Genomic DNA, 14,768 nt, shown 5'->3' with positions numbered 1-14,768 from the left:
TTCGGTCTGTCAGTCGATGAATATATTGCCTGTGCTGACGCGATCGCGGGCAAGCGCGCTCCTACAGATGAAAAAGTTCTCCAAATCAAATAGTTGTAGTTTGTTTGATAGGAGCGAGGCTTGCCCGCGATGTAGACGCCTCGGATTTCAGGTCTAACGCGTCCAGCCTTATTGCGGGCTAGTTGGAGCGCCACTCCGGTCGCTCCAACAGGATCCGGCGTTTGCTCGGGATTGGGCTCAAACATCAGATTCATCTTTTTTCCTTCCCGCAACCTCATCCACCGCCGCCTGATGCTTCGGGTCCTGCTCATCAAAAAGAATGCTATGGGCGGGGCCTTCCATGTCGTCGTACTGGCCGCTGTCCACTGCCCAGAAAAAGATGTAAATCGCCACGCCGACCAGCAGCAAGGCCGCCGGGATCATGATGTAGAGCGCTGGCATAAAGCCTCCGGGGAACACTGCCGATTATCGTCTGTGACGGACGGCGCGCGAGTCAGGCGCAGGGCGTTGAGTACCACCGTCAACGAACTGATGGACATGCCTACCGCAGCCCATATCGGTGTAATCCAGCCCAGCGCCGCGAACGGCAGCATGAGGCCATTGTAAAGCCCGGCCCAGAGCAGGTTTTCGATGATTACCCGGCGAGTCCGGCGCGCCAGAGCAAAGGCCTGAACCAGCGCCTGCAAGCGATTGGATAGCAACACCGCATCGGCGCTGGTTTTCGCCAGGTCCGTGGCCGAGCCCATGGCGACACTGATATCGGCAGCCGCCAGCACCGGCACGTCATTCACGCCGTCGCCGAGCATCAAAACCTTGCGACCCTGACGATGCAACGCTTGCAGCACCGCCAGCTTGTCGTCAGGGCGCAGGCCGCCACGGGCCTCGTCGATGCCCAGTTCGGCGGCGACCTGGGCAACCATTGGCGAACTGTCACCGGACAGCAGCAGGGTTTTCCAGCCGCGCGCCTTGCAGGCTTGCAGCAGTTCGTGGGCGTCTTCACGCAGACGATCATCAAGAATGAGCCAGGCCAGCGGCCCATTGCGGTCGCCCAGTAACAGATGTTGCCCAGTCTGATCGGGCGCTGCCGGGATATCGCTGGCGCTCAGGGCGCTGACAAAAGCTGGTTGCCCGATCCGTAACGTCTGACCGTTGACGATGCCCTCAAGGCCCAGCCCGGTTCGGTTGAAGACTTCCCCGGCTGCAATGGGGGCGCGGCCGAACGCTTTTGCGATGGGATGCTCCGAACGGTTTTCCAGCGCGGCGGCCAGGCTCAGGCAAGCGTCGGCGTCCAGCTCACCCAGCGGCTGGATGCTGCGCAGCGCCAGTTTTCCTTCGGTCAGGGTGCCGGTCTTGTCGAAAATCACCGTGTCGATCTGGTTGAGTCCCTCAAGGACATGGCCGCGGGTTAGCAACAGACCGAATTTGTGCAGCGTGCCGGTGGCGGCGGTGAGCGCTGTCGGGGTCGCGAGAGATAGGGCGCACGGGCAGGTGGCGACCAGCATCGCGAGGACGATCCAGAATGCTCGCGACGAATCGATCTGCCACCAGATGACGCCTATAACCGCTGCTGCAACCAGTGAAAGCAACAGGAACCACTGCGCCGCCCGATCGGCAATTTCCGCCAGTCGGGGTTTTTCTGTCTGTGCCCGGTCGAGCAGGCGAACAATGGCTGACAAGCGCGTCTCGTGGCCCAGCGCCAGGACTTCCACTGTGAGCACGCTTTCAACGTTCAAGGTGCCCGCCGTGACTGCATCGCCGGAACTTCGCGGCTGGGGCAGGTATTCGCCTGTCAGCAGCGATTCATCAATACTTGAGCGGCCTTCGATGATTTTGCCGTCGGCAGGCAGCACGGTGCCGGGCTGCACCAGCACCTGATCACCCAGGCGCAGTTCGCTGAGCAGAATCCGCTCTGTCTGACCCTGGTCATCGAGACGCAGGCAGGACGCGGGTAGCAGATTGACCAGTTGGGCGGTGGCCGCCGCAGTGCGTTCCCGGGCGCGGCGTTCCAGATAGCGCCCGGCCAGCAGGAACAGGGCGAACATGCCCACGGCGTCGAAATACAGCTCGCCGTTGCCGGTGATGGCGGTCCAGATGCCCGCGACGTAAGCCCCGCCAATCGCCAGGGATACGGAAACGTCCATGGTCAGGTGGCGGGTGCGCAGGTCGCGCACAGCACCACGAAAGAATGGCGCGCAACTGTAGAAGACGATGGGCGTCGTCAGAAACATCGCGACCCAGCGCAGGATGGTGTGCATGTCCGGGCTGAGGTCGATGTTGAATTCCGGCCATGTGGCCATGGTTGCCATCATCGCCTGGAACCACAGCAAACCGGCCACGCCAAGCTGTCGCAACGCCAGGCGGTTTTCTTCAGCGAGTTTTACTGTGGCCCGGTCGGCCTCATAAGGGTGGGCAACGTAGCCGATGCTGCGTAATTGACCGAGCAGCTCACTCAAGGGCATCTGGCTGTCTGACCAACTGACATGCAATCGGTGGCTGGACAGGTTCAGGCGTGCTTCAGCCACCGCAGGCAGAGCACGCAAGTGACGCTCGATGAGCCAGCCACAGGCCGCGCAACTGATGCCTTCCATCAGCAGCGTCGTTTCTGCGAGTTCGCCCTGATGCCGAACAAACGGAGCCTGCACATCGGCGCGGTCGTACAGTGCCAGTTCATCCGGCAATTGCAGGGGCAAGGTGTCAGGGTTGGCCGATGCCTTGTCGCGATGGCTGTAATAACTTTCCAGCCCGCCAGCGACGATAGACTCAGCCACGGCCTGACACCCCGGGCAGCACATCGCCCGGGTTTCTCCGAGCACGACGGCGGTAAAGCGACTGCCCGTCGGGACGGGCAGGGCGCAGTGGTAGCAGGGGGTGGGTGTGGTCATGGTCTTTGGGTCGCAGCAGAACAACGGTAGGAGCCAACTTGTTGGCGAGAGGGCATGACGCGGTTATTCAGGCACACCGCCTCGCGAACAAGTTCGCCCTCATCAAACAACAGCAAAATACTGGATTGAAATGCATTTTCTGTAGGAGTTGCCGAAGGCTGCGATGCATTTCTCCTGATACACCGCGATCGCAGCCTTCGGCAGCTCCTACGGGTCCTGTGTTTGCTGCGCGACAGCGCGGTGCCATGGACGCCGGGGCAGTTCCCGCCGCAATTGTGCGGTGCGCTCACTTACTCAAATCTTCCGCACCCTGAATCGCTTCATCGCCCAGTGCAAGGTCTTTGTCGTGGCTGATCTGTTCTTCCTCGAACAGGCGCCAGGTCTGACCGTTTTCAACTCCCAGTAATTCGACAAACCGGCGGCCCTCGACTTTATCGGTCAATTGCCCGATGTAGCGGTCAGGTTCGGAGCTGCTCTGCATCAAAACCATTTTCCGGTCTTTTTGCGGCTGGGTCGGGGAAATCAGGTTCAGTTCCAGGGTCTTCGGCCTGCTTTTGCCTGTCAGGCGCACGTCTGCTTCGCCTGTCAGTTCATCCAGATGAACACTGGCACGCAGCATGAGCGTCTGGGCCAGCAGTTCGCGGTCCAGTGAACGGTTGATGCCTTTGCCCGCTTCGTAATAATTGTCGTTGACCAGATTGTCAGGATTATTCACCGCGATAGTCACCATGGTCAGAGACAGCGTCACCGAGCAGGTCAGAATGCTAATCAGGATCCAAGGCCAGATGTGCTTGTACCAAGGGCTTTGCGCAGTTGCGACGGACATGGGCAGCTCTCTTTAACGAACTTGCGGGCCGATAAAACGGCTCCTGGTTTCTGCGTGAGCATCGCCGTCGGCATCCTTGAGGATGAAAATCACCTCGTTGGTGCTGGATGGCAGTTTTTCGGGCGCGATGGACAGCTCCACGGGCATGCTGAAAATATCCCCGGCAGCCACTTTGAACTCACGGCGTCCCTGCAATTTCAGGTCTGGCAGGCCAGTGACGTCAAGCACATAGGTGTGATCCACCTGGTCCTTGTTCATGACCTTCAGGCTGTAGACATTCTCGATCCGGCCTTCGGCGTTTTCCCGATACAGCACGCGGTCCTTGCTGACGTCGAAGCCGACCAGCGAGCGCATCAAGAACGCCGAGACCAGCAGGCCGATCATTAACAGCAACACTGCCGCATAGCCGATCAGACGCGGCCGTAGCTTATGGGTGACCTGGCCGGAAAGATTATGCTCGGTGGTGTAGCTGATCAGCCCGCGCGGGTAGTTCATCTTGTCCATGATGCTGTCGCAGGCGTCGATGCAGGCGGCGCAGCCTATGCACTCCACTTGCAGGCCGTCGCGAATGTCGATGCCGGTAGGGCAGACCTGCACGCACATCGTGCAATCGATGCAGTCGCCCAGACCTTGCGTTTTGTAGTCCTGATCTTTTTTACGCGGACCACGTTGCTCGCCACGGCGTGGGTCATAGGACACGATCAGGGTGTCCTTGTCGAACATCACACTTTGAAACCGCGCATAGGGGCACATGTATATACACACTTGCTCACGCAGCCAGCCCGCATTGCCGTAAGTCGCGAGGGTGAAGAAGCCAACCCAGAAATACGCCCAGCTATCGGCCTGACCGGTGAAAAACTCGGTGATCAGGTCGCGAATGGGCGAGAAGTAGCCGACAAAGGTGAGCCCGGTGAGGAAACCAATCAACAGCCAGAGGCTGTGTTTAGCAAATTTACGCACGAACTTGTTGGCGCTCATGGGCGCTTTATCGAGCTTGATGCGTTGGTTGCGGTCGCCTTCGGTGACCTTTTCGCACCACATGAAAATCCAGGTCCAGACACTTTGCGGGCAGGTGTAGCCGCACCAGACCCGACCGGCGTACACAGTGATGAAAAACAGGCCAAACGCGCTGACGATGAGAATGCCGGAGAGCAGGATGAAATCCTGTGGCCAGAAAGTCGCGCCAAAGATGTAGAACTTGCGCTCCGGCAGGTTCCACCACACGGCCTGATGCCCACCCCAATTCAACCAGACCGTACCGAAGTAAATCAGGAACAGCAGAGCGCCGCCGAGCATGCGCAGATTGCGGAACAGGCCGGTGAACGCGCGGGTGTAGATTTTTTCCCGCGAGGCGTAGAGGTCGACCGTCTGGGTCCCGCTTTCAGGCGGTGGCGTGACGTTGACGACCGGAATGTTATTGCTCATCGGTGTGTCCCACGGCGGTGGAAAAATGCCTCTGTGGTCAGGAGCGTGCAGTGATGAAGGCCATGATACGCCAGCAGTCTTCGTGAGTGGCTCGCGGCGAATCCTGGTGCAAACAGGTGTAGAGCGTGCTGATTCGGGTCAATTGATTTGCAGTTTTTTTTGCGGTATGTGATTTCCCTGTGGGAGCCGAGCTTGGTCTGGGCGGCATTCCGACGATAAGGCTGGACGCGATTCACTTTAGATCGCGTCCAGCCTTATCGCGGGCAAGCACCGCTCCCACAATCAGAGTTTCTTCAGCTTACTCAGCATCTGCCGCCTTATCCCGCGACAAGCTATACACATACGCCGCCAGAATATGCACCCGGTCATTGCCCTGAATCGCTGCCTGTGCAGGCATCTGGCCCTGACGGCCGTAGCGGATGGTTTGTTGCAACTGCGCGTAGCTGGATCCGTAGATGTACGACCCCGGATGGGTCAGGTCTGGAGCACCCAGCACTTGCATGCCTTTGCCTTGCGGGCCGTGGCAAGCGACGCAGGTGGTGGCGAATATCTTTTGCCCGGCCACCGGGTCAGCCTTGGCGTCTTCCGGTAATTTGCGGCCGCTGAGCGCGGTCAGCACGTACGCCGACACATCGCGCACGCCTTGTTCCTGGAGGGCATCCCCCCATGCGGGCATCACCGCGTGGCGGCCGCCCATGATCGTGGCTTTGATGGTTTCCGGGTTGCCGCCCCAGCGCCAGTCGGCATCGGTCAGGTTCGGAAAGCCATAAGCGCCTTTGGCGTCGGAGCCATGACACACCGAACAGTTGGACGCGAACAGGCGGCCGCCCATCTTCAGGGCCTGCGGATCCTTGGCGACTTCCTCGATGGGCATCGACGCAAATTTAGCGTAAATCGGCCCGAAACGCGCCTCGGCCCGCGCCATTTCCTTTTCCCATTCATGCACGGCCGTCCAGCCGGTCTGGCCGTCGGAGAACTCGATTTTCTTGTCGGTATTCATGTAACCGTAGCCCGGCCAGAGGCCTTTCCAGTTACCCAGGCCGGGATACAGCACCAGATAGCCCAGCGCAAAAATAATCGTGCCGATAAACAGCATGAACCACCACTTGGGCAGCGGGTTGTCGTACTCCTCGATGCCGTCAAAGGCGTGGCCGACGGTTTCTTCAGTAGTGTCGTCACGCTGGCCCTTGCGAGTGGAAAGCAGTAGCCACGTCAGAGCGAAGACCGTGCCCAACGTCAGGACGGTGACGTACAGACTCCAGAAAGTGCTCATTGCTTGCTCCTGAATGCTTTTTCCTGCTCGACCTTTTTGATCGCTTCGGGATCGTCCGCGAAGGGCAACAGGGTGGCATCGTCAAACTCTGTCTTGCGCCGGGGGCTGAACACCCAGAGCGCCAGACCGATGAAGGCCACCATCACCACCAGGGTGCCAAGCCCCCGAATCATCCCGATATCCATCCAGATCACCGCTTGCTTTTAATGACGGTGCCGAGGCCTTGCAGATAGGCCACCAGTGCATCCATTTCGGTTTTGCCTTTCACTGCCGCCTGAGCGCCAGCGATGTCTGCGTCGGTATAAGGTGTACCCAACGTGCGCAGGACTTCCATTTTCTTCGCGGTGTCCTTGCCATCCAGATGCTTCTCGACCAGCCACGGATAGGCCGGCATTTTCGATTCCGGGACCACGTTGCGCGGGTTGTACAAATGCGCCCGATGCCAGTCGTCCGAGTAGCGGCCGCCGACCCGCGCCAGGTCCGGCCCGGTGCGTTTGGAGCCCCACAGGAATGGATGATCCCAGACGCTTTCGCCCGCCACCGAGTAATGACCATAGCGTTCGGTTTCGGCGCGGAACGGACGAATCATCTGCGAGTGACAACCGACACAGCCGTTGGCGATGTACACGTCGCGGCCTTCGACTTCCAGCGCGGTACGCGGCTTCATGCCTTCCACCGGCTTGTTGGTCACGTCCTGAAAAAACAGCGGGACGATTTGTGTCAGGCCGCCGATGCTGACGGCGATGACCATGCAGAGGGCCAGAAGACCAATGTTCTTTTCGAGGAGTTCGTGCTTCATCGGTGAGCCCCCCCCACGGCGATTTGTGCTGCGGCTTCGGCTTCTTCGGGGTTGGAAGCACGCACGGTGCGCCAGACGTTATAAGCCATGAGCAGCATGCCGCTGGCGAAGGTCGCGCCGCCGATCATTCGCACGATGTAACCCGGGTGGCTGGCTTGCAGTGCCTCGACGAAGGAGTAAGTCAGCGTGCCGTCGTCGTTGATCGCTCGCCACATCAGGCCCTGGGTGATGCCGTTGACCCACATCGACGCGATGTACAGCACGGTGCCAATGGTCGCCAGCCAGAAGTGCGCGTTGATCAGGCCGATGCTGTGCATCTGCGGTCGACCAAACACTTTGGGGATCATGTGATACGTCGCGCCTATAGTGATCATCGCTACCCAGCCCAATGCGCCTGCATGCACATGGCCGATGGTCCAGTCGGTGTAGTGGGAAAGGGCGTTGACCGTCTTGATCGCCATCATCGGACCTTCGAAAGTCGACATGCCGTAGAACGCCAGGGACACCACCAGAAACCGCAGGATCGGGTCCGTGCGCAATTTATGCCACGCGCCGGAGAGGGTCATCATGCCGTTGATCATCCCGCCCCAGCTTGGCGCGAGGAGAATGATCGACATCACCATGCCCAACGACTGCGCCCAGTCGGGCAGGGCTGTGTAATGCAGGTGGTGCGGACCGGCCCAGATGTACAGGGTGATCAGCGCCCAGAAGTGCACGATGGACAGGCGATACGAATAGATTGGCCGCTCAGCCTGCTTGGGCACGAAGTAATACATCATGCCGAGGAAGCCGGTGGTCAGGAAGAAACCCACTGCGTTGTGGCCGTACCACCATTGAATCATCGCGTCGGTGGCACCCGAGTAGGCTGAGTAGGATTTGAACAGGCTGACTGGCAACGAGATGTGGTTAACGATGTGCAGCATGGCGGTGACAACAATAAATGCACCGTAGAACCAGTTGGCGACATAGATGTGTCGGGTCTTGCGCTTGACGATGGTGCCGAAAAACACCGCGCCATACACCACCCAGACAATGGTCAGCAGAATCGCTATCGGCCATTCCAGTTCAGCGTATTCCTTGGTGGTGGTGTAGCCCATCGGCAGGGTGATGATGGCGCTGACGATGACCGCTTGCCAGCCCCAGAACGAGAACGCCGCCATGCCATCGGAAATCAACCGGGTCTGACACGTGCGTTGCACCACGTAATAAGAGGTGCCGAAGAGCGCGCAGCCGCCGAACGCGAAGATCACCAGATTGGTATGCAAAGGTCGCAGGCGACCGAAACTGGTCCATTCCAGCCCCAGGTTCAGTTCCGGCCAGACCAGCTGTGCGGCGATGAAAACGCCAAGCCCCATGCCCAGGATGCCCCAGACCACCGTCATGACGGCGAACTGGCGGACCACCTTATAGTTATAAGCAGTCGGACTGTTTGCTGTGCTCATTATCAGGTTCCACGGTTCGACTATTTATCAGGGTGTGAACGTTATTAACCCATGAAACCCGGCGCAGGCATGCTCAGCGGCCGTTTCAGGCATATTCCGACGCGGAGCGTAAAGGAAAAACCTGTCCCGGTGGACAGAAATTTTCTGGAGGGTGTAGCACGGGTAAAATCCGGGGTGGGAGTAACGGACATTAGCAGCATGCCAAGAGTAAGCGAACAGCCCTGGTTCGTCAGGCCGTTGAGCGTTTGCATGGCACGAATGTCGTGCACGTTTCTTTCACGTGACCTTTGGGTCCCGAAACGCTGGGCTCCCGGTTCTGTAGGAGTGAGCTTGCTCGCGATAGCGCCAGTTCAGTCGATAAATTCCTGGACCAGGAAATCGAATCGCGAGCAAGCTCACTCCTACAGAAAATGCATTTCAATCCAGTAGTTTGCATTTTGATTGATGAGAGCCGCCCCGGTGTCCCTGATACCACGCTGTCTCGCGGCAAACAAACATAGGACCTGTAGGAGCTGCCGAAGGCTGCGATCGCGGTGTATCGGGAGAAATGCATCGCAGCCTTCGGCAGCTCCTACAGAAAATGTATTTCAATCCAGTAGTTTGCATGTTGTTTGATGGGAGAACATCTGCGAATAAAAGGGACCACCGCACCCTGTTGCAGGGTGCGGTGTTGAAGGGGTCCACAGTGTTGCTCTTTTTGCTACCGCGCCGCTTTACCTTTGTCGATGAGTTGATCAGGACCCTTCGACAGGCTGTAAACATAAGCGGCCAGCAGCTGTACTTTGTCATTGCCCAATAAATCGGCCTGAGCAGGCATATGACCTTGGCGACCAAGACGAATGGTCTGCTGCAACTGCGCCAGGCTGGTGCCGTAGATGAAACCGCCCGGCTGTGTGAGGTTTGGGGCGCCCATGACTTCGGTGCCTTTGCCTGTTGCGCCATGACAGGCTACACACGTGGAGCTGAACACTTGCTGTCCGGCGGCCAGATCCGCCTTGTCATCAGCGGGCAGTGGCAGCCCTGCCAGTGAGTGGCGCACATACGCCGCAACGTTTTTCACACCGTCTTCGCCGATGATCGTGCCCCAGGCTGGCATGGCCGCGACCCGGCCGGCCATGATGGTGGCCTTGATCGTGTCAGCGGAGCCGCCCCAGCGCCAGTCGTTGTCGGTCAGGTTCGGGAAGCCGTAAGCGCCTCTGGCGTCCGAGCCGTGGCAGACCGAACAATTCGACGCAAACAGGCGGCCACCCATTTTCAGCGCTTGAGGATCCTGGGCGGCTTGCTCCACCGGCATCGCGGCGAATTTTGCAAAGATCGGCCCGAAGCGGGCGTCAGCCTTGTCCATTTCCTTCTGCCATTCGTTGACGCCGGTCCAGCCGTTTTCGTAGCCGGGGGCGATGCCTTTCCAGTTGCCCAGCCCCGGATACACGATCAAATAACCGATCGCGAACACCAGCGTCCCGGCGAACAACATGAACCACCACTTGGGCAGCGGATTGTCATATTCCTCGATGCCATCGAAGCTGTGGCCCATGGTCTGGTCGGTACTGCCCTTGGTTTCGCCCTTGCGGGTGCCGATCAACAGCCAGGTCAGGCCGATCAGGCTGCCAATGGTCAGCACGCAGATATAGGTGCTCCAGAAGGTGGTCATGGCTGGTTACTCCGCACAACAGGCTGCTCTTTTGTAAGTGGCTCGATTACCGGTGGCAAAGGCTCGTCGGCAAACGGTGCCAGGCGTGCTTCGGCGAAGTCAGCGTTGCGTCGGCTGCTGAACACCCACAGCGACATACCGATGAATGCAATGGCCACGATCAGCGTGCCAAGCCCGCGTAGATCCTGAGTATCCATGGCTTACCTCTTGCTCTTGATGGCAGTGCCAAGCACTTGCAGGTAGGCAACCAGCGCGTCCATCTCGGTCTTGCCTTTGAGGGAGGCAACGGCGCCACTGATGTCCTCATCGGTATAAGGCACGCCCAGGGTGCGCATCGCCTTGATCTTGGCTTCGGTGTAGCGGCTGTCTACCTGCTGAGTCACCAGCCAGGGATACGCAGGCATTTTCGACTCAGGCACGACGTTGCGCGGGTTGTACAAATGCGCGCGGTGCCAGTCGTCCGAATAGCGTGCGCCGACGCGAGCGAGGTCTGGTCCGGTGCGCTTGGAACCCCACAAGAACGGGTGATCCCAGACACTTTCACCGGCTACCGAATAGTGCCCATAGCGTTCGGTCTCGGCGCGGAACGGCCGGATCATCTGCGAGTGGCAGCCCACACAACCTTCGCGAATATAGATATCGCGGCCTTCCAGTTGCAGCGCGGTGTAAGGCTTCATGCCCTCAACCGGCTTGTTGGTCACGTCCTGAAAGAACAGCGGGACGATTTGCGTCAGGCCGCCGATGCTGACGGCCAGCACCATCAGAATCATCAGCAGGCCGACGTTTTTCTCGATCGTTTCATGTCTCATGGCGATCTCCTCAGGCCATCTGCGCAGCAGCGGCAGCTTCGACAGGGTTGGAGGCCTTTACGGTGCGCCAGGTGTTGTAGGCCATCAGCAACATACCCAGCAGGAAGATCGCGCCGCCTGCCAGGCGCACGATGAATCCGGGATGGCTGGCCACCAGTGTTTCGACGAAGGAGTAGGTCAAAGTGCCGTCTTCGTTGACCGCGCGCCACATCAGGCCTTGAGTGATGCCGTTGACCCACATCGATGCGATGTAGAGCACGGTGCCAATAGTGGCCAGCCAGAAGTGCGCGTTGATCAGGCCAATGCTGTGCATCTGCGGGCGGCCGAAGACTTTCGGGATCATGTGGTACAGCGCGCCGATGGATATCATGGCGACCCAGCCCAGGGCTCCGGCGTGAACGTGGCCGATGGTCCAGTCGGTGTAATGGGAGAGGGCATTGACGGTCTTGATCGCCATCATCGGACCCTCGAAGGTCGACATGCCGTAGAACGCCAGGGAGACCACCAGAAAGCGCAGAATCGGGTCACTGCGCAACTTATGCCAGGCACCCGAAAGGGTCATCATGCCGTTGATCATTCCGCCCCAGCTCGGGGCTAACAGAATCAGCGACATCACCATGCCCAGCGACTGTGCCCAGTCGGGCAGGGCGGTGTAGTGCAAATGGTGCGGACCGGCCCAGATGTACAGGGTGATCAGCGCCCAGAAATGCACGATGGACAACCGATAGGAGTACACCGGACGTTCGGCCTGTTTTGGCACGAAGTAGTACATCATCCCCAGGAAGCCCGCGGTCAGGAAAAAGCCCACCGCGTTGTGCCCGTACCACCATTGCACCATGGCATCGGTGGCGCCGGAGTACAGCGAGTAGGACTTGGTCAGGCTGACCGGCAGTTCCAGATTATTGACGATGTGCAACACAGCAACCGTGAGGATGAACGCACCGAAGAACCAGTTGCCGACATAAATATGTTTGGTTGTGCGCGTGGCCAGGGTGCCAAAGAACACGATGGCGTATGCCACCCAGACGATAGTGATCAGAATGTCGATGGGCCATTCCAGCTCTGCGTATTCTTTGGAACTGGTGTAACCCAGCGGCAGACTGATGGCTGCCAACAGGATCACCAATTGCCAGCCCCAGAACGTAAACGCCGCCAGTTTCGGCAGGAACAATGTTGTCTGGCAGGTGCGCTGCACCGAGTAATAAGAGCTGGCAAACAGGGCGCAGCCGCCGAACGCAAAAATCACCGCATTGGTGTGCAGCGGGCGCAAGCGACCAAAGCTTGTCCAGGGAAGATCGAAGTTGAGTTCAGGCCAGACCAGTTGGGCGGCGAGAAAGACCCCAAGTCCCATCCCGACAATCCCCCAGATCACCGTCATAATGACGAACTGGCGGACCACCTGATAGTTGTAGGCGGTACTGTTAGTGGTGTTCATTTATTTATATTTCCCATCGAGGCCAGGTCGGGTGCGCTACGCACAGGTTTAGCTCCGGGTTATTGGCAGACTCATCAAAAGCGAGGCAAGCATGAGCATTGAGCAAAGTGCCGGTATTGACGAAGATCAATGTGCACAACTGGCAAAAGACCACGGCTGGTTATGGAATCAGGCGGTCACAGACCCACGAAGCAAGCCCTTGGCGACGCTTGTTCTGGCTCACGGCGCGGGTGCGCCGATGGACAGCGACTTCATGAACGACATGGCTGCGCGCCTTGCCGGACAAGGCGTCAACGTGTTGCGTTTCGAATTTCCCTACATGGCGCAGCGCCGGGTCGATGGACGCCGTCGGCCGCCGAATCCGCAAGCGCAATTACTCGACTGCTGGCGTGAGGTGCATGCCAGTGTGCGACCCCATGTCACTGGGTGTCTGGCCATTGGCGGCAAGTCCATGGGCGGGCGTATGGCCAGCCTGATCGCGGATGAACTGCACGTGGATGCGCTGGTGTGTCTGGGTTATCCGTTCTATGCGGCAGGCAAACCGGAAAAACCTCGGGTGGCGCACCTCGCAGATCTGCAAGCGCGGACGTTGATCGTGCAGGGTGAGCGGGATGCCTTGGGCAACAAGGAAAGCGTCGAAGCCTACACGCTGTCCCCTGCGATTGAGGTGCTGTGGATTCCCGCCGCCAACCACGACCTCAAGCCTTTGAAGTCGGTAGGCATCAGCTATGAAGACTGCCTGGCGAACACCGCGAAGCGTATCGCGGACATGCTGCGTTAAGTCGGCAGGCAGTACAGATCGAACTCACCTTCGGTCACTGCGAAGTCCAGGGCGGAAATGCTGAAGCCGAACTCACCCCTCAGACGTTGCGCGGACAGGTCGGCCTCAAACAGCGTCAGTTGCCCGGCCTGAATATGCCCCGAGTGATAGATGATGTTCTGGCTGTTCGGCGTCTGGTGATAGACGACTTTGATGTACTCACTGGCCACCAGGTCGTGAGTGCCCAAAGGTAAATCCCGATCGAAGAACAGGCCGATACTGGCGCGTTTACGGCCGACCTTGCCTTGAGCGATAACCTTCCAGATCCACTGCCGAGGCGTTGGTGACAACTCCGGTCGTAGGGTCAGACTCGCCGACAGCAACGACACTACCAAAGGGGATTGATTGACCACCGCCTGAAAACTGCCTTGGCAGGTCGGCGGGCTGACCCGCGATTTACGAGGCATTGCGGACGCGCTCATGTACGTGCTCCTTGCTGAGCAGTGTGTGATTTGGGGGATGCAGAGAAGGGCGTCGCACTTGACAGGTAGTGCGACGCCCGGAAGTCCGGTTTTCGGTCTGAACCCGCTGCATCAACCGTCAGCGAATACCTACGCCAAGGCTGATGCTGTGCTCCAGCACCTTGAAGTTAGCGCCGGTTACCAGATTTTTGATGAGGTACCACTTCATGCCCACCAGGTTCTGCGCTGCTACCGTGGACGACCAGTACAGCCCGTTACCCATTGGCCAGCGATTGCCATAAGCATTGAAGATCTGATTCAGTTCATCAATCGCCGGGATACGCGCGCCTTGACCTGCGGCGGCGGCAGTCATCTGCGCATACTTGCCAGAGCCCAGTCCTAAGCAGTGAATAACGCCAGTGACCGTGACCGTATAGCTCTTGGTTTCACCCAGTGCATCCGTCACCGAAATCCTTGCTGTACCGTTGCCCCGAACCGAGGTCAGGCCATGCTCATCCACATGAGCAATACGGGTGTCGCTGGACACATAGGCATAAGGCGCTTGCCCGCCACTGGCAATGCGCCGCACCGTCGTACCTTCTGGAAAGGACGGGAGGATATCCGGCCTGCCGGGAATCAGGTAAACCTTGCCGCCCAGGCTCACAGGCGACGTGTCGAAGTTCATACCCTGCTGAACCCGCAACCACAGCGGCGCAGACACCACCGCCGTACCCGCCCGCGTCACGGTATACGTCACACTCGCAGAGCTGCCGATGTTCTGGCTAATGAAGGCTTTCGGGATATTGAACAGCAACTGGGCATCGCCGCCGATCACCTGCGCAGGCGTGTCGTAACGGGCTGCGCCTTCCCAGGTGGTGACCACACTGTCGCCAGTGCTCATGTCCGCATAACCCACCCGCACCGTGGCACCGGATTCGGGGATTTTTGAAGGGGTCAGCAGGCCGTCGGGGCCGACGGTGTCCATGGTTGGGGCGGGGAGGCGGG

At 59.0% G+C, this 14,768-nt stretch carries 14 protein-coding genes and 1 pseudogene; 1 reads left to right on the top strand and 14 read right to left on the bottom strand.

The genetic code is table 11. From position 1 onward, the window contains the following. Nucleotides 1-237 precede the first annotated feature (237 nt). The 12 genes from ccoS to ccoN (RX972_RS28075) all read right to left on the bottom strand — a co-directional run bounded on the left by ccoS (nt 238) and on the right by ccoN (RX972_RS28075) (nt 12,542). Nucleotides 238-441, bottom strand: coding sequence for a cbb3-type cytochrome oxidase assembly protein CcoS (ccoS, locus tag RX972_RS28130; RefSeq protein WP_027902726.1), 204 nt, complete (start codon nt 439-441; stop codon nt 238-240). Further along, a complete protein-coding gene (locus RX972_RS28125) occupies nt 420-2,882 on the bottom strand; it encodes a heavy metal translocating P-type ATPase (RefSeq protein WP_316880488.1) in 2,463 nt (820 codons plus the stop codon). The genes ccoS and RX972_RS28125 overlap by 22 nt, the downstream gene beginning before the upstream one ends. Before the next feature lie 286 nt (nt 2,883-3,168). Beyond that, nucleotides 3,169-3,708, bottom strand: a complete 540-nt coding sequence (locus tag RX972_RS28120; RefSeq protein WP_231677500.1) for a FixH family protein — start codon at nt 3,706-3,708, stop codon at nt 3,169-3,171. Nucleotides 3,709-3,720: 12 nt separating this feature from the next. Further along, a complete protein-coding gene (gene ccoG / locus RX972_RS28115) occupies nt 3,721-5,133 on the bottom strand; it encodes a cytochrome c oxidase accessory protein CcoG (protein WP_316880484.1) in 1,413 nt (470 codons plus the stop codon). Nucleotides 5,134-5,431: 298 nt separating this feature from the next. Next, on the bottom strand, nt 5,432-6,406 hold the full coding sequence (gene ccoP / locus RX972_RS28110) for a cytochrome-c oxidase, cbb3-type subunit III (protein ID WP_316880482.1): 975 nt from the start codon (nt 6,404-6,406) through the stop codon (nt 5,432-5,434). Next, complete coding sequence (locus tag RX972_RS28105; RefSeq protein WP_099269804.1) at nt 6,403-6,591, bottom strand: cbb3-type cytochrome oxidase subunit 3; 189 nt, start codon at nt 6,589-6,591, stop codon at nt 6,403-6,405. The genes ccoP (RX972_RS28110) and RX972_RS28105 overlap by 4 nt, the downstream gene beginning before the upstream one ends. 5 nt (nt 6,592-6,596) lie before the next feature. After that, nucleotides 6,597-7,205, bottom strand: coding sequence for a cytochrome-c oxidase, cbb3-type subunit II (ccoO, locus tag RX972_RS28100; RefSeq protein ID WP_027898346.1), 609 nt, complete (start codon nt 7,203-7,205; stop codon nt 6,597-6,599). Beyond that, the gene (ccoN, locus tag RX972_RS28095; protein ID WP_316880477.1) at nt 7,202-8,647 is read right to left on the bottom strand and encodes a cytochrome-c oxidase, cbb3-type subunit I; all 1,446 of its coding nucleotides are present in this window, start codon (nt 8,645-8,647) and stop codon (nt 7,202-7,204) included. Before ccoN (RX972_RS28095) ends, ccoO (RX972_RS28100) begins: the two co-directional genes overlap by 4 nt. Nucleotides 8,648-9,347: 700 nt before the next feature. Then, nucleotides 9,348-10,298, bottom strand: coding sequence for a cytochrome-c oxidase, cbb3-type subunit III (gene ccoP / locus RX972_RS28090; protein ID WP_316880475.1), 951 nt, complete (start codon nt 10,296-10,298; stop codon nt 9,348-9,350). Then, complete coding sequence (locus tag RX972_RS28085) at nt 10,295-10,495, bottom strand: CcoQ/FixQ family Cbb3-type cytochrome c oxidase assembly chaperone (RefSeq protein ID WP_316880473.1); 201 nt, start codon at nt 10,493-10,495, stop codon at nt 10,295-10,297. Before RX972_RS28085 ends, ccoP (RX972_RS28090) begins: the two co-directional genes overlap by 4 nt. A 3-nt stretch (nt 10,496-10,498) precedes the next feature. After that, entirely contained in the window at nt 10,499-11,107 is a 609-nt protein-coding gene (gene ccoO, locus RX972_RS28080; RefSeq protein ID WP_316880471.1) for a cytochrome-c oxidase, cbb3-type subunit II, read from the bottom strand. Nucleotides 11,108-11,117: 10 nt separating this feature from the next. Then, nucleotides 11,118-12,542, bottom strand: coding sequence for a cytochrome-c oxidase, cbb3-type subunit I (gene ccoN, locus RX972_RS28075; protein ID WP_099269809.1), 1,425 nt, complete (start codon nt 12,540-12,542; stop codon nt 11,118-11,120). 91 nt (nt 12,543-12,633) lie between these two features. On the opposite strand from ccoN (RX972_RS28075), the gene RX972_RS28070 reads away from it, so the two are divergent. Further along, on the top strand, nt 12,634-13,323 hold the full coding sequence (locus RX972_RS28070; protein WP_316880468.1) for an alpha/beta family hydrolase: 690 nt from the start codon (nt 12,634-12,636) through the stop codon (nt 13,321-13,323). On the opposite strand, the gene RX972_RS28065 is transcribed toward RX972_RS28070, so the two are convergent. Together RX972_RS28065 and RX972_RS28060 are read right to left on the bottom strand one after the other, a co-directional pair. Then, nucleotides 13,320-13,784 (bottom strand): hypothetical protein, encoded by a 465-nt coding sequence (locus RX972_RS28065; protein ID WP_316880466.1) that lies wholly within the window; start codon nt 13,782-13,784, stop codon nt 13,320-13,322. The two genes, RX972_RS28070 and RX972_RS28065, sit on opposite strands and share 4 nt — an antisense overlap. A 118-nt stretch (nt 13,785-13,902) precedes the next feature. After that, nucleotides 13,903-14,768, bottom strand: a pseudogene (locus RX972_RS28060) (hypothetical protein); the annotation flags it as partial.

The sequence above is a fragment of the Pseudomonas syringae group sp. J309-1 genome, assembly GCF_032582135.1.
Taxonomy (GTDB): Bacteria; Pseudomonadota; Gammaproteobacteria; order Pseudomonadales; family Pseudomonadaceae; genus Aquipseudomonas; species Aquipseudomonas quasicaspiana.
The sequence above is the reverse complement of the archived record's forward strand: the minus strand, read 5'-3'. Positions and strand labels throughout refer to the sequence as shown.